The organism is Streptomyces sp. NPDC006450, from assembly GCF_040612195.1.
In the GTDB taxonomy this organism is placed as follows: Bacteria; Actinomycetota; Actinomycetes; order Streptomycetales; family Streptomycetaceae; genus Streptomyces.
In genome coordinates, this window is sequence record NZ_JBEXPT010000062.1 from 14,036 (window position 1) to 38,484 (window position 24,449).

At 71.5% G+C, this 24,449-nt stretch carries 23 protein-coding genes; 16 read left to right on the forward strand and 7 right to left on the reverse strand.

All coding sequences use genetic code 11. From position 1 onward, the window contains the following. Positions 1–155: 155 nt before the first annotated feature. Positions 156–938, reverse strand: a complete 783-nt coding sequence (locus ABZY57_RS19540) for a peptidylprolyl isomerase (RefSeq protein ID WP_356513521.1) — start codon at positions 936–938, stop codon at positions 156–158. A gap of 153 nt (positions 939–1,091) precedes the next feature. Here ABZY57_RS19540 and ABZY57_RS19545 point away from each other — a divergent pair, with 153 nt between their 5' ends. Then, positions 1,092–1,802 (forward strand): MBL fold metallo-hydrolase, encoded by a 711-nt coding sequence (locus ABZY57_RS19545; protein WP_356513523.1) that lies wholly within the window; start codon positions 1,092–1,094, stop codon positions 1,800–1,802. A gap of 10 nt (positions 1,803–1,812) precedes the next feature. Continuing rightward, a complete protein-coding gene (gene hisS, locus ABZY57_RS19550; protein WP_356513525.1) occupies positions 1,813–3,072 on the forward strand; it encodes a histidine--tRNA ligase in 1,260 nt (419 codons plus the stop codon). A gap of 172 nt (positions 3,073–3,244) precedes the next feature. Here hisS and ABZY57_RS19555 read toward each other — a convergent pair whose 3' ends face one another. The 4 genes from ABZY57_RS19555 to ABZY57_RS19570 form a co-directional block, all read right to left on the reverse strand. Beyond that, the gene (locus ABZY57_RS19555; protein ID WP_356513527.1) at positions 3,245–3,877 is read right to left on the reverse strand and encodes a response regulator transcription factor; all 633 of its coding nucleotides are present in this window, start codon (positions 3,875–3,877) and stop codon (positions 3,245–3,247) included. 13 nt (positions 3,878–3,890) lie between these two features. Then, complete coding sequence (locus ABZY57_RS19560; protein ID WP_356513529.1) at positions 3,891–5,129, reverse strand: sensor histidine kinase; 1,239 nt, start codon at positions 5,127–5,129, stop codon at positions 3,891–3,893. Continuing rightward, the gene (locus tag ABZY57_RS19565; protein ID WP_356513561.1) at positions 5,087–5,860 is read right to left on the reverse strand and encodes an ABC transporter permease; all 774 of its coding nucleotides are present in this window, start codon (positions 5,858–5,860) and stop codon (positions 5,087–5,089) included. Before ABZY57_RS19565 ends, ABZY57_RS19560 begins: the two co-directional genes overlap by 43 nt. Positions 5,861–5,958: 98 nt before the next feature. Next, a complete protein-coding gene (locus ABZY57_RS19570; protein WP_356513531.1) occupies positions 5,959–6,837 on the reverse strand; it encodes an ABC transporter ATP-binding protein in 879 nt (292 codons plus the stop codon). Positions 6,838–6,975: 138 nt separating this feature from the next. On the opposite strand from ABZY57_RS19570, the gene ABZY57_RS19575 reads away from it, so the two are divergent. The 3 genes from ABZY57_RS19575 (at position 6,976) to ABZY57_RS19585 (ending at position 9,860) form a co-directional block, all read left to right on the forward strand. Beyond that, entirely contained in the window at positions 6,976–7,596 is a 621-nt protein-coding gene (locus ABZY57_RS19575) for a vitamin K epoxide reductase family protein (RefSeq protein WP_356513533.1), read from the forward strand. Between the two features lie 53 nt (positions 7,597–7,649). Further along, positions 7,650–9,005 (forward strand): replication-associated recombination protein A, encoded by a 1,356-nt coding sequence (locus ABZY57_RS19580; RefSeq protein WP_356513535.1) that lies wholly within the window; start codon positions 7,650–7,652, stop codon positions 9,003–9,005. 144 nt (positions 9,006–9,149) lie between these two features. Further along, complete coding sequence (locus ABZY57_RS19585) at positions 9,150–9,860, forward strand: HNH endonuclease family protein (protein WP_356513537.1); 711 nt, start codon at positions 9,150–9,152, stop codon at positions 9,858–9,860. A gap of 4 nt (positions 9,861–9,864) precedes the next feature. Here the strand turns inward: ABZY57_RS19585 and ABZY57_RS19590 are convergent, their stop codons facing one another. Further along, the gene (locus tag ABZY57_RS19590; protein ID WP_356513539.1) at positions 9,865–10,755 is read right to left on the reverse strand and encodes a DUF2470 domain-containing protein; all 891 of its coding nucleotides are present in this window, start codon (positions 10,753–10,755) and stop codon (positions 9,865–9,867) included. Between the two features lie 55 nt (positions 10,756–10,810). Here ABZY57_RS19590 and rpsD point away from each other — a divergent pair, with 55 nt between their 5' ends. Continuing rightward, positions 10,811–11,422: a 30S ribosomal protein S4 gene (gene rpsD, locus ABZY57_RS19595; RefSeq protein WP_008740451.1), complete on the forward strand. Its 612-nt coding sequence runs from the start codon at positions 10,811–10,813 to the stop codon at positions 11,420–11,422. A 33-nt stretch (positions 11,423–11,455) separates the two neighbouring features. On the opposite strand, the gene ABZY57_RS19600 is transcribed toward rpsD, so the two are convergent. Further along, the gene (locus tag ABZY57_RS19600) at positions 11,456–13,723 is read right to left on the reverse strand and encodes an AAA family ATPase (protein WP_356513541.1); all 2,268 of its coding nucleotides are present in this window, start codon (positions 13,721–13,723) and stop codon (positions 11,456–11,458) included. Positions 13,724–13,892: 169 nt separating this feature from the next. Here ABZY57_RS19600 and ABZY57_RS19605 point away from each other — a divergent pair, with 169 nt between their 5' ends. The 10 genes from ABZY57_RS19605 to ABZY57_RS19650 all read left to right on the forward strand — a co-directional run bounded on the left by ABZY57_RS19605 (position 13,893) and on the right by ABZY57_RS19650 (position 24,417). Then, on the forward strand, positions 13,893–14,333 hold the full coding sequence (locus ABZY57_RS19605; RefSeq protein ID WP_356513543.1) for a DUF948 domain-containing protein: 441 nt from the start codon (positions 13,893–13,895) through the stop codon (positions 14,331–14,333). A gap of 8 nt (positions 14,334–14,341) precedes the next feature. Further along, positions 14,342–14,689 carry a DUF6167 family protein gene (locus tag ABZY57_RS19610; protein ID WP_356513545.1) on the forward strand — a complete coding sequence of 116 codons (348 nt, stop codon included), beginning with the start codon at positions 14,342–14,344 and terminating at the stop codon, positions 14,687–14,689. Then, entirely contained in the window at positions 14,689–17,358 is a 2,670-nt protein-coding gene (alaS, locus tag ABZY57_RS19615; RefSeq protein ID WP_356513547.1) for an alanine--tRNA ligase, read from the forward strand. The genes ABZY57_RS19610 and alaS overlap by 1 nt, the downstream gene beginning before the upstream one ends. 2 nt (positions 17,359–17,360) lie before the next feature. After that, positions 17,361–17,831, forward strand: a complete 471-nt coding sequence (gene ruvX / locus ABZY57_RS19620; protein ID WP_327251784.1) for a Holliday junction resolvase RuvX — start codon at positions 17,361–17,363, stop codon at positions 17,829–17,831. Between the two features lie 127 nt (positions 17,832–17,958). Then, complete coding sequence (gene mltG, locus ABZY57_RS19625) at positions 17,959–19,701, forward strand: endolytic transglycosylase MltG (RefSeq protein WP_356513549.1); 1,743 nt, start codon at positions 17,959–17,961, stop codon at positions 19,699–19,701. Positions 19,702–19,707: 6 nt separating this feature from the next. Continuing rightward, positions 19,708–20,535 carry a shikimate dehydrogenase gene (locus ABZY57_RS19630; protein WP_356513551.1) on the forward strand — a complete coding sequence of 276 codons (828 nt, stop codon included), beginning with the start codon at positions 19,708–19,710 and terminating at the stop codon, positions 20,533–20,535. A gap of 179 nt (positions 20,536–20,714) precedes the next feature. Beyond that, positions 20,715–21,899, forward strand: a complete 1,185-nt coding sequence (gene aroC / locus ABZY57_RS19635; RefSeq protein ID WP_356513553.1) for a chorismate synthase — start codon at positions 20,715–20,717, stop codon at positions 21,897–21,899. A 44-nt stretch (positions 21,900–21,943) separates the two neighbouring features. After that, positions 21,944–22,426 (forward strand): shikimate kinase, encoded by a 483-nt coding sequence (locus ABZY57_RS19640; protein WP_356513563.1) that lies wholly within the window; start codon positions 21,944–21,946, stop codon positions 22,424–22,426. Next, complete coding sequence (gene aroB, locus ABZY57_RS19645; protein ID WP_356513555.1) at positions 22,423–23,514, forward strand: 3-dehydroquinate synthase; 1,092 nt, start codon at positions 22,423–22,425, stop codon at positions 23,512–23,514. Before ABZY57_RS19640 ends, aroB begins: the two co-directional genes overlap by 4 nt. Before the next feature lie 144 nt (positions 23,515–23,658). After that, positions 23,659–24,417, forward strand: a complete 759-nt coding sequence (locus ABZY57_RS19650; protein ID WP_356513557.1) for an AAA family ATPase — start codon at positions 23,659–23,661, stop codon at positions 24,415–24,417. Positions 24,418–24,449: the final 32 nt, after the last annotated feature.

The window sequence follows — 24,449 nt, forward strand, 5'->3', positions numbered from 1 at the left end:
CATCGTCCACAGTTTCCTGGGGCGGGCCGCGCCCGCCCTGCACAACGCCAACATAGGCGACCGCCGGGCCGGCTGTCCGCATCCAGCACGACGGAATATCGACGTACGGGAGCGCCATCGCGGATACAGCCGGCGGCCGGGGCGCCCGGTCCCGGTCAGTTCTTGGTGACGGTGCCCTTCTCGATGGTCACGGGGGTCTTGGGGGCCCCGTCCTGGCCGCCGTCGGCCACACCGGCCTTGGCCACCTCTTCGAGCACCTTCAGGCCGGCCGCGTCGATCTTGCCGAAGGGGGTGTACGAGGGGGCGAGCGGGCTGTCCTTGTAGACCAGGAAGAACTGGCTGCCGCCCGAGCCGGGCTGGCCGGTGTTGGCCATCGCCACCGTGCCCGCCGGGTAGATGACCTGGCCCGTCGCGTTGGGCTTGCCCAGCGCGTCGAGGTTCTCGTCGGCGATGGTGTAGCCGGGGCCGCCCATGCCGGTGCCCTGCGGGTCACCGCACTGCAGGACGAAGATCCCGCCCGTCGTCAGGCGGTGGCACTTGGTGTTGTCGAAGAAGTTCTTGTCGGCGAGCGACTTGAACGAGTTGACCGTCTGCGGGGTCTTCGCCGCGTCCATCTCGAACTTGACGTCGCCCGCGCTGGTCTTCAGGTCGAAGGTGTACTTCGCCTTGGCGTCGATCGCCATCGCCGGGGAGGGGGACTGCTGCGGGGTGGGCGAGGCCGACGGGGTCGCGGCCGGGTCGGCCGCCTCGTCCTTCTTGTCCTTGTCGAACACACCGCCGGCCACGAGGCCGACCAGCGCCGCAACGACGACGGCCACCGCCGCACCGATCACGGCCAGCCGCTTGCGCGACTTCTGCCGCGCTTCGGCACGCCGCTTCTGCTGGCGTTCGTACTTCTCCCTGGCGAGCTGGCGCCGCCGCTGATCGCTCGTGACCACCGGGTCGTCTCCTTGTGCGTGTCTGGTACCACTGTCCGGGCTGGGTTAGGCCGTACCGTATATGGGTTCGCTGTGTAATGAGCGGCGCCGGTAGGCTCTGAGCAGCAGCATTCCGATCTGCAGCCTCCCGCCGGACGACGATTGAGGACGAACGTGCTGATTGCCGGATTCCCCGCCGGGGCCTGGGGGACCAACTGTTACGTGGTCGCCCCCGCCGCCGGTGAGGAGTGCGTCATCATCGACCCGGGCCACCAGGCCACCCAGGGTGTCGAGGAGACGTTGAAGAAGCATCGGCTCAAGCCCGTCGCGGTCGTCCTCACCCATGGCCACATCGATCATGTGGCCTCGGTGGTCCCGGTGTGCGGAGCACACGACGTACCGGCCTGGATCCACCCCGAGGACCGCTTCATGATGAGCGACCCGGAGAAGGCCCTCGGCCGTTCCCTCGGCGCCCAGCTCATGGGCGAGCTCACGGTGGGGGAGCCCTCCGACGTCAAGGAGCTCACCGACGGCGCGCAGCTCGCCCTCGCCGGGATGGAGCTCACCGTGTCGCACGCCCCCGGCCATACCAGGGGGTCGGTGACCTTCGGGATGCCCGCGGCGGCGGACATCCCGCCGCTGCTGTTCTCGGGCGACCTGCTCTTCGCCGGCTCCATCGGGCGTACGGACTTCCCCGGCGGCAGCCACGCCGACATGCTCGAGTCGCTGGCCCGCGTGTGCCTGCCGCTCGACGATTCGACCGTGGTGCTGCCCGGACACAACGAGCACACGACCATTGGCCGTGAGCGAGCCACCAACCCTTACCTGCGGCAGGTGGCCGCCGGCCTGGGAGACGGCTTCACGTCTCCACGACGAGGAATGTGACGAGAGTTTCGTGAGTACTTTTCAGGCCCCCAAGGGCACGTACGACCTGCTGCCGCCCCGCTCCGCCACCTTCCTGGCGGTGCGCGAGGCGATCTCCGCGCCCCTGAAGAACTCCGGCTACGGCTACGTGGAGACCCCCGGCTTCGAGAACGTCGAGCTGTTCTCGCGCGGCGTCGGCGAGTCCACCGACATCGTCAGCAAGGAGATGTACACCCTCACCACGAAGGGCGGCGACCAGCTCGCCCTGCGCCCCGAGGGCACCGCCTCCGTGCTCCGCGCCGCCCTGCAGGGCAACCTGCACAAGCTCGGCGGCCTGCCCGTCAAGCTCTGGTACTCCGGCTCCTACTACCGCTACGAGCGGGCGCAGGCGGGCCGATACCGCCACTTCTCCCAGGTCGGCGCCGAGGCCATCGGAGCCGAGGACCCGGCGCTGGACGCCGAGCTGATCATCCTGGCCGACCAGGCGTACCGCTCGCTGGGCCTGCGCAACTTCCGCATCCTGCTGAACTCCCTCGGCGACAAGGAGTGCCGCCCGGTGTACCGGGAGGCGCTCCAGGCCTTCCTGCGCGGGCTCGACCTGGACGCGGAGACCGTGCGCCGGGCCGAGATCAACCCGCTGCGCGTGCTCGACGACAAGCGGGCCGACGTGCAGAAGCAGCTCGTCGGCGCCCCGATGCTGCGCGACTACCTCTGCGACGCCTGCAAGACCTACCACGAGGAGGTGCGGGCGCTGGTGACGGCGGCCGGAGTCCCCTTCGAGGACGACGAGAAGCTCGTGCGCGGCCTGGACTACTACACCCGCACCACCTTCGAATTCGTGCACGACGGTCTGGGTTCCCAGTCCGCGGTGGGCGGCGGCGGCCGCTACGACGGCCTCTCCGAGATGATCGGCGGGCCGGCGCTGCCTTCGGTGGGCTGGGCACTGGGTGTCGACCGCACGGTGCTGGCGCTCGAAGCGGAGGGCGTCGCACTGGACATCCCGTCCGCGACCTCCGTCTTCGCGGTGGCGCTCGGCGCGGCGAAGCCGGTGCTGTTCGGTCTGGTGACCGAGCTGCGGCGGGCCGGTGTGGCCGCTGACATCTCCTACGGGGGCAAGGGCCTCAAGGGCGCGATGAAGGACGCGAACCGGAGCGGAGCGCGGTTCGCGGTGGTCGCGGGGGACCGTGATCTCGAAGAGGGCGTGGTCCAGCTGAAGGACATGCAGTCCGGCGAGCAGACGCCGGTGGCCGTCGCCGACGTGGTGGCTACGGTCCGGGCACGCCTGGCCTGACGGTCAGCACCGCCGTGGGGCGGGTGCGGGGGAGCCGCTTCGCGGAACTCTCCCCGCCCCGCCCTTCCGCCGTTTCCTGGGGCTCCGCCCCGGACCCCGCGCCTCACACGGCGGCGGGGCTGGAGATTGACGCGGGGGGCGGGGTGGGGGCAGGCCCGCGCAGCGGCCGTGGTCAGAGCAAGCCGTGCCGCATGGCTGTGGTCACCGCCGCCGTGCGGTCCGTGACCTCCAGCTTTCCGAAGATGCGGAGCATGTGCGTCTTGACCGTGGACTCCGCCACGAACAGCCGGCGGCCGATGTCCGCATTGGTCGCACCCTCCGCGACCAGGCGGAGCACCGCCACCTCGCGCTCCGAGAGCCGTGGCAGCGACGGGCGGGTGCGGAGGCGGTCGACCAGGCGGCCCGCCACCGTCGGAGCGAGGACCGTCTCGCCGCGCACGGCCGCCCTGATCGCGGCCGCCAGTTCCGCCCGCGCCATGTCCTTCAGCAGGTAGCCCGCCGCCCCGGCCTCCACCGCGCGCAGGATGTCCCGGTCCTCCTCGTAGGTGGTCAGCACCACCACCCGTACCGGCAGCCGGGCCGCCGTGATGCGGGCGATGGATTCGACTCCGTCACCGCCGGGCATCCGCAGGTCCATCAGGATCAGGTCCAGGCCGCCTTCGGGAACGAGCCGCGCGGCCAGCGCCTCCGCCTGCGGGCCGTTCGAGGCCTCGGCGACGACCTCCAGGTCCGGTTCGGCGGCGAGCATGCCGCGCAGGCCCTCCCGTACCACCGGGTGGTCGTCGGCCAGCAGGATGCGGATCATGTCGTACGGCTCCTCAGCGGATCGGGAGGGTGACGGTGACGGTGGTGCCGGCCGAGGCGGCGCTGTCGACCGCCGCGGCTCCGCCCACCTCCGCCGCGCGGGCGAACAGCCCCCGCAGTCCGTAGCCCGGTGCTGGGGCCGCCGGATCGAAGCCCCGCCCGGTGTCCCGGACGGTGAGGGTCAGCTCGGAGGCGCCGTAGGCGAGGGTCACCGCGCAGCGTGCCTGCGGTCCGGCGTGCTTGGCCGCGTTCGCGAGGGACTCCTGGCAGGACCGCAGGGCCACCACCTCCAGTACCGCGGCCAGCGGCCGGACCTCCCCGGTCACGGAGACGGCCGCCGGTGGATCGTGCCGGGCCGCGAGCCGGCGTACCGCGTCGGGCAGCGAACCGACGTCGAGATCGGCGGGCGCGCCGCCCGCGACCAGGGCGCGGGCCTCGGCCAGGTTCTGCCGGGCGGTGACGGCCATCAGCTCCAGATGGCGCCTGGCCCCCTGCGGATCGGTGTCGAGCTCCGACTGCACGGCCTGTACGAGCATCAGCAGACTGGTGAAGCCCTGGGCGAGGGTGTCGTGGATCTCGCGGGACATGCGTTCCCTTTCGGCGTGGGCGCCGCGTTCGGCGGAGAGCCGGGCCACCTCCTCCCGGCTGGCGTCGAGTTCCGCGATGAGGGAGGCCCGGTGCCGGCTCTGCTCGATGATCCGGATGATCCAGGCGCCGAAGAAGGCGGAGAAGAGGAAGGTGACGAGCGCACCGAGCCCGCTCGCGAAGACGGCGTGCCCCTCCGGCCGCCACACCAGTGCCCAGCCCGCCACCGGCAGCAGGCACAGCAGGCCCACCGCGCCGACCGCGCGCCGCAGGGGCAGCAGCATGAAGCACTGCGGGGCGAGGGCGAAGGTGATCAGGCGGGTCTCGCCGGCCAGGGCGGCGGCCGGCAGGAAGAGGGCCAGCGCCACGCCCACGTAGCGGGCGGAGCGCCGGGGTGCGGCGCCGGGGTCCAGCAGGAGCAGCGGGCGTCCGAGGCCGAGGTAGCAGGGGACCAGGAGGGCGAGCAGCGCGACGGCGGTGATCCGGTACGCCGGCCCGGGGGAGTCCGCGCCGAGGACGAAGGCCGCGGTCGCGCTCCACACGACCCCGAAGTAGAGGTCCCACGGGCCGAACGCGCGGTCCCAGACGTGGGACTCGCGCGCTCCGGCCACCTCCGCGAAGGCGCTCAGCCGTCGCGCCGGTTCTTCCACTTGAAGGTCAGCAGGCACAGCACGAGCCCCCCGATCACCCAGGCGCCCAGGACCAGGGCGACCCGCCCATACTCCCAGCCGCCGGCCTGTTCGAGAACGGCCGCGGACTCGGGCAGGAACACCCCGCGCAGCCCCTGGCACATCCACTTGAGCGGGAACAGCGCCCCGATGTTCAGCAGCCAGTCGGGGATCTGGTGGACCGGGATGAACACGCCGGAGACGAACTGCAGGATCAGGAACGGCAGGACCACGACCGAGCTGGCGCTCCTGCCGGACTTGGGCAGGCTGCTGATCGCGATGCCGAGCAGGGCGCAGCCCGTCAGGCCGAGGGTGAAGATCCAGGCGAAGGTCAGCCACTTGACGGCGGACGTCGGTAGATCGAGGTCGAACAGGGTGGAGCCGACCAGCAGCAGGATCGCGGTCTCGGCGAGGCCGGTGAGCAGCACCAGCCAGACCTTGCCGAGGAAGTACGCGGCCGGGGGCATCGGTGTCCCGCGCAGCCGGCGCAGCACCTTCTCGTCGCGTTCGACGGCGATGGAGATGCCGAGGGACTGGAAGCTGGTGGACATGATCCCGGCGGCGACCATGCCGGCCGCGTACATCTGGGAGGCGGTGACCCCGGTGCCCTCCATGCCGTCGCTGAAGATCGAGGCGAAGAGGGCGAGGAAGACGATGGGGAAGGCGAAGGTGAAGATCACCGCGTCGCGCTGACGGACGAACTGCCTGATCTCCAGCACCCCGCGGCTCATCCCGAGGGCCCAGGCGCCGGGCAGCGCCCCGGCTCCGCCGACGCCCCTCCCCGAGCCCTTACCCGTGTCCGCGTCCTTGCCCGTACCGGTCTTCGTGCTCATCGGGACTCCTCCTGCCACGTCGTCTTCCGGTCGAGCTGGCCCGTGAGGCGCAGGTACACGTCCTCCAGGGTGGGGCGGGTGATCCTCAGGTCCGGGACCTCCCCGTCGAAGCGGGCCGCCAGCTCGGCGACCGTACGGGTGGGCGTCTCGGTGGAGGTGCTGCGCGGGCCGCCGTCCCGGTCGGTCCACTCGACGGTGGCCCCGGTCCCGAGGCGGGCGCGCAGCGCGGCCGGTTCGCCCTCGGCCACGACCTTGCCGCGGGCGATGACCGCGAGCCGGTCGGCGAGGGCCTCGGCCTCCTCCAGGTAGTGGGTGGTGAGCACGATGGTGGTGCCCGAGTCGGACAGCAGCCGGATCAGGTCCCAGAACTGCCTCCGGGCCGCCGGGTCGAAGCCGGTCGTGGGCTCGTCCAGGAGCAGCAGCTCGGGGTCGCCGATGACACCGAGGGCCACGTCGAGGCGCCGCCGCTGGCCGCCGGAGAGGCTCTTGAGCCGCTGGCCGCGCTTGTCCTCCAGGCCGACCAGGGCGATCACCTCGGCCGGGTCGCGCGGGGCCGGGTAGTAGCGGGCGAAGTGCTCGACCGTCTCCCGTACCGTCAGTTCGGCGGGCGCCGACTCGTCCTGCCAGACGATGCCGACGCGCGAGCGCCAGGCCCGGCCGGCGGTCGCGGGGTCCGCGCCGAGGACGAGCACCTCGCCGCCGTCCCGCTCCCGGTGCCCCTGGAGTATCTCCACCGTGGTGCTCTTGCCGGCGCCGTTGGGCCCCAGGAGGCCGAAGACCTCGCCCCGCCGGATCGTCAGGTCCAGTCCGTCCACCGCGGTGACCTCGCCGTACTGCTTGCGAAGCCCCCGTACTTCCACCGCGTTGAGTGTCATGTCCCACATGGTGTGCCGGAACCCGGGCCGCCGGTCCCCCCGTGCGTACCTCCCCCTGTCCGTCGAACGATGGACAGTCCGGCCGGGTACGGCACAATGGCCGGTGCTTGTTGACCTTGCAGATGTGGAGCGGGCCGGATGACGACACGAGGGACCGATACGGACACCGCCGAGACGCGGACGGCCGTCGGCGGCAGCCGGGCGCTCGCCCTGCTGCTGGTGATCACGGGAGCCGCGGGACTGCTCGCCGCCTGGGTCATCACGATCGACAAGTTCAAGCTGCTGGAGGACCCGAACTTCACGCCGGGCTGCAGCCTCAACCCGATCGTCTCCTGCGGCAACATCATGAAGAGCGACCAGGCGTCGGTGTTCGGCTTCCCGAACCCGATGCTGGGGCTGGTCGCCTACGGCATGGTCGTGTGCGTCGGCATGAGCCTGCTCGCGCGGGCGCGCTTCCCGCGCTGGTACTGGCTCACCCTGAACGCCGGGATGCTCTTCGGCGTCGGCTTCTGCACCTGGCTGATGTACCAGTCGCTCTACACGATCAACTCCCTGTGCCTGTGGTGCTGCCTGGCCTGGGTCGCCACCATCGTCATGTTCTGGTACGTCACCTCGCACAACGTGCGGGGCCGCCTGCTGCCGGCCCCCGGCTGGCTGCGCGCCTTCTTCGACGAGTTCACCTGGGTGCTGCCCGTCCTGCACATCGGGATCATCGGCATGCTGATCCTGACCCGCTGGTGGGACTTCTGGACCTCCTGAGCCAGGCCGGCGCGACGGGCGGGAGTGTCAGTGGCCTCGCATAGGCTTCCGGTGTGGAACCAGATCTCTTCACCGCAGCCGCCGAAGACCGCCAGGCGAAGGACCCCTCCAGTTCTCCGCTCGCCGTCCGGATGCGTCCGCGCACCCTGGACGAGGTCGTCGGTCAGCAGCACCTGCTGAAGCCCGGCTCCCCGCTGCGGCGGCTCGTCGGGGACGGGGCGGGCGGTCCCGCCGGTGCCTCCTCGGTGATCCTCTGGGGCCCGCCGGGCATCGGGAAGACCACGCTCGCGTACGTGGTGAGCCAGGCGACGAAGAAGCGGTTCGTCGAACTGTCCGCGATCACCGCCGGCGTGAAGGAGGTACGGGCCGTCATCGAGGGCGCCAAGCGGGCGGCCGGCGGATACGGCAAGGACACCGTCCTCTTCCTCGACGAGATCCACCGCTTCAGCAAGGCGCAGCAGGACTCGCTGCTGCCGGCCGTGGAGAACCGCTGGGTCACGCTGATCGCCGCGACCACGGAGAACCCGTACTTCTCGATCATCTCCCCGCTGCTGTCGCGCTCCCTGCTGCTGACCCTGGAACCCTTGACGGACGAGGACCTGAGCGCCCTGATGCACCGGGCGCTGACGGAGGAGCGGGGCCTCGGCGGCGCGGTCACCCTGCCGCCGGACGCGGAGGCGCACCTGCTGCGGATCGCCGGCGGAGACGCGCGGCGCGCGCTGACCGCCCTGGAAGCGGGCGCAGGCTCGGCGATCGCCAAGGGCGAGCCCGAGATCAGCCTCCAGACCGTCGAGGAGGCCGTCGACCGGGCCGCGGTGAAGTACGACCGGGACGGCGACCAGCACTACGACGTGGCGAGCGCACTGATCAAGTCGATCCGCGGCTCGGACGTGGACGCGGCGCTGCACTATCTGGCCCGCATGATCGAAGCGGGGGAGGACCCCCGGTTCATCGCGCGCCGGCTGATGATCTCGGCGAGCGAGGACATCGGACTGGCCGACCCGACGGCCCTGCCGCTCGCCGTGGCCGCCGCTCAGGCGGTGGCGATGATCGGCTTCCCGGAGGCCTCGCTCACGCTGTCGCACGTGACGATCGCGCTGGCGCTGGCCCCGAAGTCGAACACCGCGACGACGGCGATCGGCGCGGCGCTGGCCGATGTGCGGGCCGGGCTGGCGGGATCCGTGCCGGCGCACTTGCGCGACGGGCACTACAAGGGGGCGGCGAAGCTGGGGCACGCGGTGGGGTACGTGTACCCGCACGACGTGCCGGGAGCGATTGCCGCGCAGCAGTACGCGCCGGACGAGGTCCATGGCAAGCGGTACTACGAACCGACCCGGTACGGGGCGGAAGCCCGCTACGCCGACGTGGTGGAGAAGGTCCGCGAGCGGCTCCGGGGCGCCGGGTCCTGACGGCGGCGACGGCGCGGAGCGCCGTGTGGCGAGCCGCGCCGGCGATCGAGGCGGGAACGGCGGAAGGGCGGACCGGAGACGGCTCCGCGCAGTGGTGTCGTGTCGCGGGCGCCGGTCAGGAGGGCCGGGCCTAGGCTCCGTCGCATGGGACGTGCCACCGCGTTGAGCGCCACCGTCGCAGCCGCGCTGCTGCTCGGTGGCTGTCACCACGGAGACGGCGAAAGGGCTCAGGCCCGCGCCGCCGCACTCGTCGCGCAGGTGCCCCTCGCGAGCGGGGGGTTCCCACCCGCAGCGCCCGCCGCCAGGACCGAGCTGGGAAAGCTCAAGGTCGCGTGGGGCAAGAACTGGGAGACGTACAAGCGCGAGAACTTCGGCACGTACTGGTCCGACGAGACCGACGCCATCGGTGGGCGCAACGGCTGCGACACCCGTGACGACGTCCTGCGCAGGGACCTCCGGGAGCTGCGCGAGGGCGACAGGAACCCCTGCGTCGTGCTGTCCGGGGTACTGAAGGACCCGTACACGGGGAAGGAACTCGCCTACACCTACCGCCGCGCCTCGCAGATCCAGACCGACCACGTCGTCGCCCTCGGCGCCGCCTGGCGCGGGGGCGCGTACGCATGGACCCCGCAGCGGCGCCTGGAGTACGCCAACGACCTGGACGTGCTGCTCGCCGTGGACAAGCAGACGAACTACGACAAGAGCAGCAAGACCGCGGACAAGTGGAAGCCGCCCCAGAAGGGCTACTGGTGCGAGTACGCGCGGCGGTACACCGGGATCAAGGCGAAGTACGGGCTCTCCGTGACCCCGCCGGAGAAGCAGGCGCTGGAGGAGATGCTCGGCGCCTGCCCTTAGCGGTTCAGCCGGCGAACAGGGTGCTCATCGCCCGGCGCAGACCGCAGACGTCGGTCACCGGCTCCGGGAAGTCGAAGCGGGCGTCGAAGGCGGTGGCGCCACGGGTGAAGCGGACCCGCAGGCCCAGCCGGTCCAGTGCGAGGGGGACCGCGGTCAGGCCGGCCGTCTCCCGGGTGCCCAGCAGGCCGCACAGGTCACCCATCCGGTCTCCGTGCGAAGAGGCCAGGTGCTGGAGGAGCTCCGTCTCGTGGGCGACCATCGGGTCGGGCTCGGCCCCGGCCAGCAGCTCCGGGTCCACGTGTTCGGCGCCCCACAGGTCGTCCACCGAGATCTCGCCGACCTCAAGGCGCAGCAGCATCCACGCGGGCCGGCCGGCGGGCGTGGCGTCGAGCGACTCGGCCAGGCCGAGGAGCTCGCCGACGGGGTGCCGCTCGGCCAGCAGTGCCGCGCAGGCCGCCCGGTCGGCGGCCCCGCGCACCGGCGTCAGCCACCCGGCGAGCCAGGCGCGGCCTCGGATACGATGGGGCACGGACACCGGCGCCACATCCGTGATCTCGATCACGGCGGTGAGGTCGTCGTCCTGGGCGTGAGCGGCTGCCCTGGCAGCCGCGGATTCCCCTGATACCAGGAGAATCACGTCCCCGTCCGGGGTGACGGTCCTTGCGGCCGGCAGCCCTGTCCCGAACTCCCCCTGGTCAAGAGCACCGGGGAGCGTGAGGGATACTGAGGCGTTGGACTCTACGAGGGTTCGTACGCGTTCGGCTCCGGTGAGCTGCCGAACGCCTTCCCTGGGACGCGGCTGACCTTGCTTATCGTCGCCGAAAGCAGATCCTGTTTCGTTTGGATCTGAACTTCGGTGCGCACTGGGCAGGGGGATCCCATGTGGTCGAGACATTACGTCCTCCTCGCTAAGGTAAGCCTCACCTAACTTACATGGAGGTAGGTTCCACGTGAACCAGAAGCGACCCAAGGTCAAGAAGTCGCGTGCCCTCGGCATTGCGCTGACCCCGAAGGCCGTCAAGTACTTCGAGGCCCGCCCCTACCCGCCGGGCGAGCACGGCCGTGGCCGCAAGCAGAACTCGGACTACAAGGTTCGTCTGCTGGAGAAGCAGCGTCTGCGCGCTCAGTACGACATCTCTGAGCGTCAGATGGCCCGCGCGTACGACCGCGCCAAGAAGGCCGAAGGCAAGACGGGCGAGGCGCTGGTCGTCGAGCTCGAGCGTCGCCTCGACGCCCTGGTCCTGCGTTCGGGCATCGCCCGCACCATCTACCAGGCTCGCCAGATGGTCGTTCACGGCCACATCGAGGTCAACGGCGACAAGGTCGACAAGCCGTCGTTCCGCGTCCGTCCGGACGACGTCATCACGGTGCGCGAGCGCAGCCGCGAGAAGGTTCCGTTCCAGGTTGCCCGTGAGGGTGGCTACGCAGGCGAGGGCGAGACCCCCCGTTACCTGCAGGTCAACCTGAAGGCCCTGGCCTTCCGCCTGGACCGCGACCCGAACCGCAAGGAAATCCCGGTCATCTGCGACGAGCAGCTCGTCGTCGAGTACTACGCCCGCTGATCTCGTACCAGCGGACGTAGCCTCACAGGCTGGTCAGCCCGCCGGTTCCCCTTCGGGGGAGCCGGCGGGTTTCCTGCTTTTCGCCCCCGGGCGCGCCATCGGCCGCTCCATCCGCTCGGCTCCGGCCCGCGGCCTCGGCAGCGGCCCGGTCGGCACGGGCGCCGGCTCCGGTCCCCGCAGGGCCCGCTCCACCAGAACCTCCAGGGGCAGGGTCCGGCCGTGCCCGGCGCAGGACGCGTACCGCTCGGCGCCCAGCAGTTCGCCCGCCCGCTCCTGGCACATCAGCCGCGGGGCGTTGAAGTACCCCGAGCCGAACAGCCGCATCCCCACCCCGTCCCACAGGGGCTCCGCGGCGCCCTGCAGGACCGCCGCCTCCGCCGGATGCCCCTCGGCCACGGTGACCAGCGCCAGCAGCTCCACCGCCAGCACCAGCCCGACCAGATCGCGGAACGTGTGGTTGATGGCCACGCACTCGGCCAGCAGCCGCCGCGCCTCGGCCGTGCCCCCGGCGTCCAGCGCCGCGTACGCCAGGACGTACAGGGCGTACGCCTTGGTCCAGCGCTCCCCGCGCTCCTCGCAGATGTCCCGCACCTCCCGGCACAGGGTGAGCGCGCCCGCCAAGTCGCCCTGGAAGGCCAGCGCCATCGCCAGCTCCACCTGGCACATCAGGACGTTGCTGTTGAGCTCCCCGGCCTCCCGGTAGCGCTCCAGCGCCGAGCCCAGCAGCTCCCCGGCCCGGGCCATGTCGTCCGAGATCAGTGCCAGGCAGCCCATCCGGTGCACGGCGTACGCCCCCGCCACCGGGTTCTCGCTCCGCGCGGCCCCGTCCCGGCACTCGTACAGCGCGCTCATCGAGGCCACCGAGTCGCCCTGCAGGGCCGCGACGTACCCGAGCACCCACAGTGCCTTCAGCCGGGAGGTCTCGTACTCCGCCCCGGCGAGCCCGAGGTCGCCCTCCAGGGTCCGGTCCAGCCAGTGCCGGCCCTCGGTGAGCCGGCCGCAGCCGGCCCAGTAGAACCAGAGGGTGCCCGCCAGGTACTGGCCCAGGTGGATCTCCTCCGGCTCGTCCAGGCAGCACTCCAGGGCGAGCCGCAGGTTCGGCAGCTCCGCCTCCACCAGCGCGGCCACCTCCTCCTGGCGCGGGCTGAACCAGTCCAGCTCGCACCAGGTCGCCAGGCCCATGTACCAGTCCCGGTGCCGGCGCCGCAGCCGGCGCGCGTCGCCCAGCGATTCCAGCCAGCCCGCCCCGTAGATCCGTACCGTCTCCAGCATCCGGTAGCGGACCCCGGCCGGGGTCTCCTCCCGGACCAGCAGGGACTGCCCCAGCAGCTCGCCGATCAGGTCCAGCACGGAGTCCACCGGCAGGTCCGGGCCCGCGCACACGTACTCGGCGGCGTCCAGGTCGAACTGCCCGGCGAACACCGAGAGCCGCGCCCACAGCAGCCGCTCCCCGGACGTGCACAGCTCGTGGCTCCAGCCGATCGCGGTGCGCAGCGCCCGGTGCCGGGGCAGCGCGCCGCGCGAGCCGCCCGTCAGCAGGGCGAAGCGGTCCTCCAGCCGGGACAGCACCTGCGCCGGCGACAGCGTGCGCAGCCGGCCCGCCGCCAGCTCCAGCGCCAGCGGCAGGCCGTCGAGGCGGGCGCACAGCTCGGCCAGCACCGCCCGGTTGGCCTCCGTCAGGGCGAAGGCCGGATCTGCCGCCGAGGTCCGCTCGATCAGCAGGGCCAGGGCCTCCTCGGGACCCAGCGGCGCCAGCGGCCAGGACAGCTCCCCGTCGAGGGTCAGCGGACGCCGGCCGGCGGCGAGCACGCGCAGGCCGGGGGAGCGGCGCAGGAGGTCCCGTACCAGGCCGGCCGTCTCGTCGACCAGCTGCTCGTACCCGTCCAGGACCAGCAGCAGCCGCCGATCGGCCAGGTGTTCGGCAAGGACCGTCCGGGGCGGACGGGTGGTGTGGTCGGTCAGCCCGAGCGCCTCGGCGAGCGTCAGCTCCAGCAGCGCCGGATCCCGTACGGAGGCCAGCTCGGCCAGCCACACGCCGTCGCAGTAGCGTTCCTGCGCCGGATCGCCGAAGCCGCCCGCGTCGGCGGGGCGGACGGGACCGGACGCCGCGTCGGCGGCCGCCCTGGCCGCTGCCAGGACCAGGCGGGTCTTGCCCACACCGCCCGCGCCGGTCACCGTGACCAGCCGCGAGGAGTCCAGCAGCCGCACGAGCTCGGAAAGTTCCCCGCCCCGTCCCACGAAGCCGCTCAGGTCCGAGGGAAGATTGCCCGGCGTCCTTCGTGGAATGGGTCTTTGTCGCATGGGACACGGAGCGTACTGGTCCGCATGCGCTGCGTACAAGGCGGGCCGCTTCCGGGCGCCCGGCGGGCACGGCGCCCCGGAATTCCGGTACTGCGCCGGATCTCCGGCGCGATAGGGTCGGAGGACGACTTTTTCGCTTGGTGATCAATCTGTAGAGAGCGGTGTGAACGTGTCCGGTGGAGAGGTGGCCGGGATCCTCGTGGCCGTCTTCTGGGCCATCCTGGTCTCCTTCCTCGCCGTGGTGCTGGTGAGGCTGGCCCAGGTGCTCAAGGCGACCACCAAGCTGGTGGCCGACGTGACCGAGCAGGCCGTCCCGCTGCTCGCGGACGCCTCCACCACCGTCCGCTCCGCCCGCACCCAGCTCGACCGGGTCGACGCCATCGCGAGCGACGTACAGGAAGTCACCTCCAACGCCTCCGCACTGTCCTCCACCGTGGCGTCCACCTTCGGCGGACCGCTCGTCAAGGTCGCGGCCTTCGGCTACGGGGTCCGCAAGGCGCTGGGCAAGGGCGGGGCGACCCCGCAGGACGCGCCGGGCAAGACCTCCCGACGGACCGTGATCGTCGGCCGTACGGTGCCGGGTGCCCGGCGCCGGAAGCAGAAGGGCTGAGATCTCCGATGTTCCGCCGAGCCTTCTGGTTCACCGCCGGCGCGGCCGCCGGCGTGTGGGCCACCACCAAGGTCAACCGGCAGCTCAAGAAGCTGACGCCGGAGAGCCTCGCCGCCCAGGCCGCCGACAAGGCGATCGAGGCCGGCCACCGCCTCAAGGACTTCGCCCTCGACGTCAAGTCGGGGATGTCGCAGCGCGAGGACGAGCTGAACGACGCACTGGGACTCCACCAGGACCCCGACCTGCCCGCCAACGTCACCGCCCTTCCCGGGCCGCGGCGGCTGCGGGCCATCGAGCACGACCAGACCAAGAACCGTTTCTTGAAGGTTACGTACAACCGGAATGAGGACCACTGATGGAGTCGGCTGAAATCCGCCGCCGCTGGCTGAGCTTCTTCGAGGAGCGCGGTCACACCGTTGTCCCTTCGGCGTCGCTCATCGCGGACGACCCGACTCTGCTGCTGGTGCCCGCGGGCATGGTGCCGTTCAAGCCGTACTTCCTCGGCGAGGTCAAGCCGCCCGCGGCCACGCTCACCAGCGTGCAGAAGTGCGTCCGTACGCCGGACATCGAAGAGGTCGGCAAGACCACCCGCCACGGCACGTTCTTCCAGATGTGCGGCAACTTCTCCTTCGGCGACTACTTCAAGGAAGGCGCCATCAAGTACGCCTGGGAGCTGCTCACCAGCTCCGTGGCGGACGGTGGCTACGGCCTGGAGCCCGAGAAGCTCTGGATCACGGTCTACCTCGACGACGACGAGGCCGAGGCCATCTGGCGCGACACGATCGGCGTCCCGGCCGAGCGCATCCAGCGCCTGGGCAAGAAGGACAACTTCTGGTCCATGGGCGTCCCGGGGCCCTGCGGTCCGTGCTCGGAGATCAACTACGACCGCGGCCCCGAGTTCGGCGTCGAGGGCGGCCCCGCCGTCAACGACGAGCGCTACGTGGAGATCTGGAACCTGGTCTTCATGCAGTACGAGCGCGGCGCCGGCGACGGGAAGGAAGACTTCCCGATCCTCGGCGACCTGCCGTCGAAGAACATCGACACCGGTCTCGGCCTCGAACGCCTCGCCATGATCCTGCAGGGCGTACAGAACATGTACGAGACCGACACCCTGCGCGTGGTCATGGACAAGGCCACCGAGCTGACCGGCGTGCGGTACGGCGCCGAGCAGGGCACGGACGTCTCGCTGCGCGTGGTCGCCGACCACATCCGCACCTCGACCATGCTCATCGGCGACGGCGTCACCCCCGGCAACGAGGGCCGCGGCTACGTGCTGCGCCGCATCATGCGCCGCGCCATCCGCAACATGCGCCTCATGGGTGCCACGGGCCCGGTCGTCCAGGACCTGGTCAACGTGGTCATCGAGACCATGGGCCAGCAGTACCCGGAGCTCGTCACCGACCGCAAGCGCATCGAGACCGTCGCGCTCGCCGAGGAAGCCGCCTTCCTCAAGGCCATCAAGGGCGGCACCAACATCCTCGACACCGCCGTGAGCGAGACCAAGGCCGCCGGCGGCACGGTCCTGGCCGGCGACAAGGCGTTCCTGCTCCACGACACCTGGGGCTTCCCGATCGACCTCACCCTGGAGATGGCCGCCGAGCAGGGCCTCGCCGTGGACGAGCCCGGCTTCCGCCGCCTGATGCAGGAGCAGCGGGACCGCGCCAAGGCCGACGCCAAGGCCAAGAAGACCGGCCACGCGGACATGTCCGCCTACCGGGAGATCGCCGACGGCTCCGGCGCCACCGAGTTCACCGGCTACGCCACCAACCAGGGCGAGTCCACCATCGTCGGCCTCCTGGTCAACGGCGTCTCCGCCCCCGCCGCCTCCGAGGGCGACGAGGTCGAGGTCGTCCTGGACCGCACCCCCTTCTACGCCGAGGGCGGCGGCCAGCTCGCCGACCAGGGCCGCATCAAGCTCGACTCGGGCGCCGTCATCGTCGTCCGCGACGTGCAGCAGCCGGTCCCCGGCGTCTCCGTGCACAAGGGCTCCGTCCAGGTCGGCGAGGTGACGGTGGGCGCCTCCGCGTACGCTGCCATCGACATCCAGCGCCGCCGGGCCATCGCCCGCGCCCACTCGGCCACGCACCTGACGCACCAGGCCCTGCGCGACGCGCTCGGCCCGACGGCCGCCCAGGCCGGTTCCGAGAACTCGCCCGGCCGCTTCCGCTTCGACTTCGGCTCGCCGAACGCCGTCCCCGGCTCGGTCCTGACCGACGTCGAGCAGAAGATCAACGACGTGCTCTCCCGTGAGCTCGACGTCACCGCCGAGATCATGAGCATCGACGAGGCGAAGAAGCAGGGCGCCATCGCCGAGTTCGGCGAGAAGTACGGCGAGCGCGTGCGCGTCGTGACCATCGGCGACTTCTCCAAGGAGCTGTGCGGCGGCACGCACGTCGGCAACACCGCTCAGCTGGGCCTGGTGAAGCTGCTCGGCGAGTCCTCGATCGGCTCCGGCGTGCGCCGCGTCGAGGCTCTCGTCGGCGTGGACGCGTACAACTTCCTCGCCAAGGAGCACACGGTCGTCGCCCAGCTCCAGGAGCTGGTCAAGGGCCGTCCGGAGGAGCTGCCGGAGAAGATCGCCTCCATGCTCGGCAAGCTGAAGGACGCCGAGAAGGAGATCGAGAAGTTCCGCGCGGAGAAGGTCCTCCAGGCCGCCGCCGGTCTCGCCCAGAACGCCCAGGACATCCACGGCGTCGCCCTCGTCGTGGGCACGGTGCCGGACGGCACCGGCGCCGACGACCTGCGCAAGCTGGTCCTCGACGTCCGCGGTCGCATCCAGGGCGACCGCCCGGCCGTCGTGGCCCTGTTCACCACGGCGAACGACCGCCCGCTGACCGTCATCGCCACCAACGAGGCCGCCCGCGAGCGCGGTCTCAAGGCCGGCGACCTGGTCCGTACGGCCGCCAAGACCCTCGGTGGCGGCGGTGGCGGCAAGCCGGACGTGGCCCAGGGCGGTGGACAGAACCCGGCCGCCATCCCCGAGGCCATCGCCGCGGTCGAGCGCCTCGTCGTAGAGACGGTCTGAAGATGACACTGCGCCGCGGCCGCCGGCTCGCCATCGACGTCGGTGACGCCCGCATCGGGGTCGCCTCGTGCGACCCCGATGGGGTGTTGGCCACACCGGTGGAAACCGTTCCGGGCCGGGACATCCCCTTCGCCCACCGGCGGCTGCGGCAGCTCGTCGCGGAGTACGAGCCCATCGAGGTGGTGGTCGGTCTGCCCCGCTCGCTCAGCGGGCGGGAAGGGCCGGCCGCGGCCAAGTGCCGCGCCTTCGCCATGGAACTCGCCAAGGGCATCAAGCCCGTGACGGTGCGTCTGGTGGACGAGCGGATGACGACGGTCACCGCCGCCCAGGGCCTGCGGGCCTCGGGGAAGAACGCGAAGAAGAGCCGGTCGGTCATCGACCAGGCGGCCGCCGTGGTGATCCTGCAGAACGCTCTTGAGACCGAACGGGTATCAGGTAATCCGCCCGGTGAGTGCGTCGAAGTGGTTGTCTGATCGCGATACGGTAACGTTCCGCGCGATGTGACGGCATTCGAACAGCCGTCGCCCATCAGAAGAGGCGGAACCGTGTGTCGCGGCAGACGGAGTCGCGGCCAACGCCCTGCGGCGCGCTAGGGGATCGATGACTGAGTATGGCCGGGGCCCTGGCCCCGAACCGTGGCACCCCGAGGACCCGCAGTACGGGGACCAGGGGTGGACCGGGCACGAGGCCCAGCAGGGTCAGATGCCCTACGTCGGAGGCCCGCAGCAGTACCAGCAGGAGCCTCAGCCCCAGCAGGCCTACTACGCGCAGCAGCAGGGCCAGTACCCCCAGGCCCAGCAGATGCCGTACCAGCAGCAGCAACAGCCGCAGATGCCGTACCCGCAGCACCCGCAGCACCAGCAGTACCCGCAGCACCAGCAGTACCCGCAGCAGCACCAGCAGACGTACGAGGGCCAGAGCCAGGGCCAGGGCCAGGTCTGGGACACCGGTCAGGGCCAGTACGCCGCGGTCCCGCAGGCCGCCGACCCGTACGCCGGCGCGGATCCGTACGCGCAGCAGCAGGCGAGCGGCTACCCCGGCGAGGCCCCCGACCTCTACGGCACCGCCGAGGCCTTTCCGCCCCCGCGCCCGCCGAGCATGAGGCACCTGGAGACCGACGAACCGTGGCAGGAAGAAGAGGACGCCGCGGCCGACTCCTTCCTCGCGGGCGGCGGCAGCGGCGGTGACGACGACGGTGACGGCGACGACGGCGGGCGCGGCGGCCGCCGGTCGGGCCGCTCCGGCGGCAAACCGAAGAAGCGCAGCGGCATGGCCTGCCTCATCGCGGCCGTGGTCATCATCGGCGTGGTCGGCGGTGGCGGCTACTACGGCTACAGCTACCTCAAGGACAAGTTCTCCGCGGCTGCGGACTTCTCGGGCGACGGCATCGACGAGACCGTCGACGTGGAGATCCCCAAGGGCGCGGGCCTCGGCCAGATGGGCCGCATCCTGAAGGAAGCCGGCGTGGTCGCGAGCGCCCAGGCCTTCGTGGACGCCGCGACGGCCAGGCCCGAGGGCAAGTCGATCCAGCCGGGCATCTACCCGCTGAAGAAGAAGATGTCGGCCGCGGCGGCCGTCGAGGTCATGACCGACCCCTCCAAGCTGCACGTGCTCACCATCAGCGAGGGCATGCGCAACAGCACGGTCTACGACGCGATCGACAGGAAGCTCGAGAAGCCGGCCGGCACCACCAAGGACATCGCCTTCAAGCAGGCCAAGGCCCTCGGCCTGCCGGCGTGGGCGAACAACGACAAGAACATCATGGACCCGCTCGAGGGCTTCCTGCTCCCGATGCGCTACGACCTGACCAAGGACAGCACCCCCGAGTCCCTGCTCAAGCAGATGGTCAAGAACGCGACGGACAAGTACACGGAGCTCGGGGTCGAGGGCAAGGCCAAGGAACTGGGCCTGGACAACCCGCTCCAGGTGATCACGGTCGCCAGCCTCGTCAACGCCGAGGGCAAGAACCACGACGACTTCCGCAAGATGTCCGAAGTGGTCTACAACCGCCTGAAGAAGACCAACGACGTCACGAACCGGAAGATCGAGTTCGACTCGACGTACAACTACGTCAAGGGCACGAGCGAGATCAACTTCAACATCACGGAGGCCAAGGCCTTCGTCCACCCCTACAACACGCACAACGTGGCGGGCCTGCCCCCGGGCCCGATCGGGAACCCCGGCCTGGACGCGCTGACCGCTACGCTCAGTCCGGACCACGGCGGCTGGATGTTCTTCGTATCGGTCGACGGTGAAAAGACCACCTTCACCAAGACCTACGACGATCACCTCAAGCTCGTCGCCGAGTTCCAGGAACGGCAGAAGCAGAAGAACGGCGGGTAGCAGGACATGTCACGGATACGGGCCGCGGTGCTGGGTTCGCCCATCGAGCACTCCCTCTCACCGGTGCTGCACCGTGCCGCGTATCAGGAGCTCGGCCTCGGGGACCGGTCGTACGACCGCTTCGAGATCGACGAGGCCGCGCTCCCCGGTTTCCTCGCGCAGCTCGGCCCCGAGTGGGCCGGGCTGTCGCTGACCATGCCGCTCAAGCGGGCGGTCATCCCGCTGCTCGACGAGATCAGCGACACGGCCGCCTCCGTGGAGACGGTCAACACCGTCGTCTTCACCGAGGACGGCCGCAGGGTCGGTGACAACACCGACATCCCCGGCCTGCTCGCGGCCCTGAGCGAGCAGGGAGTCGGGAAGGTGGAGTCCGCCGCCGTCCTCGGCGCGGGCGCCACCGCCTCCTCGGCGCTCGCCGCGCTGGCCCGGATCTGCACCGGCGAGGTCACCGCGTACGTACGCTCCGAGGCCCGAGCCGCGGAGATGCGCGCGTGGGGCGAGCGGCTCGGCGTGGACGTCCGTACGGCCGACTGGTCGCGGGCGGCCGAGGCGCTGGACGCGCCGCTGGTCATCGCCACCACCCCGGCCGGCGCCACGGACGAGCTGGCCGCATCCGTGCCCGCCGCTCCGGGCACCCTCTTCGACGTCCTGTACGACCCCTGGCCCACGCCCCTGGCCGCGGCCTGGACGCGGCACGGCGGCAAGCTCCTCGGCGGCCTCGACCTCCTGGTCCACCAGGCGGTGCTCCAGGTCGAGCTGATGACCGGCTGTCCCACCGCTCCGCTCGGGGCCATGCGCGCCGCCGGCGAGGCGGCGCTGCGCGCCCGCCACTGAGCCGAAGCGGAACCCTTTCCCCCTCCACACGCCGCCCCGGGCCGGGGTGCGCCGCCGTCCGATAGCTGGACCGGAGGGCGGTGTACCGGCCCGGACATGGGAGGATCGGGTGAAGGCGGGTCAGGGCCGCGCACCCGATCGCGCCATCGATGAATCAGGCGCGAGCACGAGGAGCATCGTTGAGCAGGTTGCGTTGGCTGACGGCCGGGGAATCGCACGGCCCGGCTCTGGTAGCGACGCTGGAGGGGCTTCCCGCCGGCGTCCCGGTCACCACGGAGCTGGTGGCCGACCACCTGGCGCGGCGCCGACTCGGCTACGGCCGCGGTGCCCGGATGAAGTTCGAGCAGGACGAGGTGACATTTCTCGGCGGTGTTCGCCACGGACTTTCCCTCGGCTCCCCGGTCGCCGTGATGGTGGGCAACAGCGAGTGGCCCAAGTGGGAGACGGTCATGTCGGCCGACCCGGTCGACCCCTCGCTGCTCAAAGACACCGGCCGCAACGCGCCGCTGACCCGGCCGCGGCCCGGCCACGCCGACCTCGCCGGCATGCAGAAGTACGGCTTCGACGAGGCCCGGCCGATCCTGGAGCGCGCCAGCGCCCGTGAGACCGCCGCCCGCGTGGCCCTCGGCGCCGTCGCCCGGTCCTTCCTCAAGGAGGTCGCGGGCATCGAGATCGTCTCCCACGTCGTGGAGCTGGCGGCCGCCAAGGCCCCGTACGGCGTCTACCCGACCCCCGCCGACGTCGAGAAGCTCGACGCCGACCCGGTGCGCTGCCTCGACGCCGACGCATCGAAGGCGATGGTCGCGGAGATCGACCAGGCCCACAAGGACGGCGACACCCTCGGCGGCGTCGTCGAGGTCCTCGCCTACGGCGTGCCCGTCGGCCTCGGCTCGCACGTGCACTGGGACCGCCGCCTCGACGCGCGCCTCGCGGCCGCGCTCATGGGCATCCAGGCCATCAAGGGCGTGGAGGTCGGCGACGGCTTCGACCTCGCCCGCGTGCCCGGCTCGCAGGCCCACGACGAGATCGTCTCCACCCCCGAGGGCATCCGGCGCACCTCCGGCCGCTCCGGCGGCACCGAGGGCGGTCTGACCACCGGTGAACTGCTGCGCGTACGTGCGGCGATGAAGCCGATCGCGACCGTGCCGAAGGCACTCGCCACCGTGGACGTCGCCACCGGCGAGGCCGCCGTCGCGCACCACCAGCGCTCCGACGTCTGCGCCGTGCCCGCCGCGGGCATCGTCGCCGAGGCCATGGTCGCCCTGGTGCTGGCCGACGCCGTCGTGGAGAAGTTCGGGGGCGACTCCGTCCCCGAGACCCGCCGCAACGTCCGGTCCTACCTCGACAACCTGCAGATCCGGTGACGGGCACCAGCGCGACCGGACCCGTGGTGGTCCTCGTCGGCCCCATGGGGTCCGGCAAGTCCACCGTCGGCGAGCTGATCGCCCAGCGGCTCGGAGTCTCCTACCGGGACACCGACGCCGACATCGTCGCGGCCCAGGGCCGGGAGATCTCCGACATCTTCGTGGACGAGGGCGAACCCTACTTCCGCGAACTGGAACGCGAGGCGGTCGCCGCCGCCGTCGCCGGACACGACGGGGTCCTCGCCCTCGGCGGCGGAGCCGTCCTCGACGAGAAGACGCGCGAGCTGCTGACCGGCCTGCCCGTCGCCTACCTCTCGATGGACGTCGAGGAAGCCGTCAAGCGCGTGGGCCTCGGCGCCGCGCGCCCGCTGCTCGCCGTCAACCCGCGCCGGCAGTGGCGCGAGCTGATGGACGCCCGGCGCCCCCTGTACACCGCAGTCGCGCGCGTCGAGGTGGCCACCGACGCCCGCACGCCCGAAGAGGTCGCCGAGGCGGTCCTCGACGCTCTGGAGTTGAAGAACGCATGACGGACAAGGTGACGCGGATCCAGGTCGGCGCGAGCGCCGGCCACGAAGCGTACGAGGTGCTGGTGGGCCGGCAGCTGCTCGGCGAGCTGGGCTCCCTGATCGGTACGAAGGCCCAGCGGGTCGCCGTCATCCACCCCGAGGCCCTCGCCTCGACCGGGGAGGCCCTGCGCGACGACCTCGCCGCCCAGGGCTACGAGGCCGTCGCCATCCAGGTGCCGAACGCCGAGGAGGCCAAGACGGCCGAGGTGGCGGCGTACTGCTGGAAGGCGCTGGGCCAGTCCGGCTTCACCCGCAGCGATGCCGTCGTCGGCGTCGGCGGGGGATCCACCACCGACCTCGCGGGCTTCGTCGCGGCCTCCTGGCTGCGCGGGGTGCGCTGGATCGCCGTCCCGACCACCATCCTGGCGATGGTGGACGCGGCCGTCGGCGGGAAGACCGGCATCAACACCGCCGAGGGCAAGAACCTCGTCGGCGCCTTCCACCCGCCGGCCGGTGTGCTCTGCGACCTGGCGGCGCTGGAATCGCTGCCGGTCAACGACTACGTCAGCGGTCTCGCCGAGATCATCAAGGCCGGATTCATCTCCGACCCGGCGATCCTCGACCTGATCGAGGCGGACCCCGAGGCCGCGCGCACGCCCGCCGGACCGCACACGGCCGAGCTGATCTGCCGCTCCATCCAGGTCAAGGCCGACGTGGTCTCCAGCGACCTCAAGGAGTCGGGCCTGCGGGAGATCCTCAACTACGGGCACACCCTCGCGCACGCCATCGAGAAGAACGAGCGCTACAAGTGGCGCCACGGCGCTGCCGTCTCGGTCGGCATGGTCTTCGCCGCCGAGCTCGGCCGGCTCGCGGGCCGGCTCGACGACGAGACCGCCGACCGGCACAAGGCCGTCCTCGCCTCGGTGGGGCTGCCGCTGACCTACCGCGGTGACCAGTGGCCCAAGCTGCTGGAGACCATGAAGCTCGACAAGAAGTCGCGGGGAGACCTGCTGCGCTTCATCGTCCTGGACGGGCTGGCGAAGCCGACCGTCCTGGAGGGTCCCGACCCGGCCGTCCTCGTGGCAGCCTTCGGCGAGGTCACGGCCTGAGCCGACCGGGCCGATACGGACCGGCCCGAACCGGTCTCAACCGGCTTGAGCGGCGTCTCCTTGCGACCGCGTGACCCGGTGAGCCTCCGGGGTCATATAACGTTCTCGTATCAGTCGTGGTGGAACGAGACGGAGTGGCAGCGGATGCAGCAGGGAGTGGGAGGCGGGGGCTGGGAGCCGCCGGGGAGTCAGCACCCGGCGGCGCCCCCGCAGCCGCCGGTACCGCCGGCGCCGGGCTGGCCCGCGCCTCCCGTGCCCTCCGGGCACGCCGCGACCCTGGCCGCGCCGGGTCCGCCGGACGGATTCACCGGGCACGTCCCGCTGCCGCCCGTCGCCCCCGGCACCGGCGGCGCCACCCTCGCGGTCCTGCTGATCGGCCCCGCGGGCGCCGGCAAGACCACGGTGGCCCGCCACTGGGCAGGCACCCGGCCCGTCCCCACCGCGCACATCAGCCTGGACGACGTACGGGAATGGGTCTGCTCGGGCTTCGCGGATCCGCAGGCCGGCTGGAACGACCACTCCGAGGCGCAGTACCGCCTCGCCCGCCGCACCTGCGGGTTCGCCGCCCGGAACTTCCTGGCCAACGGGATCTCCTGCATCCTCGACGACGCCGTGTTCCCGGACCGGCCGGTGGTGGGCCTCGGCGGGTGGAAGCGCCATGTCGGCCCCGCGCTGCTGCCGGTCGTCCTGCTGCCCGGGCTGGAGATCGTCCTGGAGCGCAACGCCGCCCGCTCGGGGAACCGGCGGCTCTCCGACGAGGAGGTCGCGCGGATCCACGGCCGGATGGCCGGCTGGTACGGATCCGGGCTGCCGATCATCGACAACTCCCACCTGGACGTCGAGGGCACCGCCCGAGCCCTGGACGAGACCCTGGCCCGCGTCATCGCGCAGCCGGCCTACTGAATCCGGGCCCGCGGCGCCTGCGGGCCCGCGGC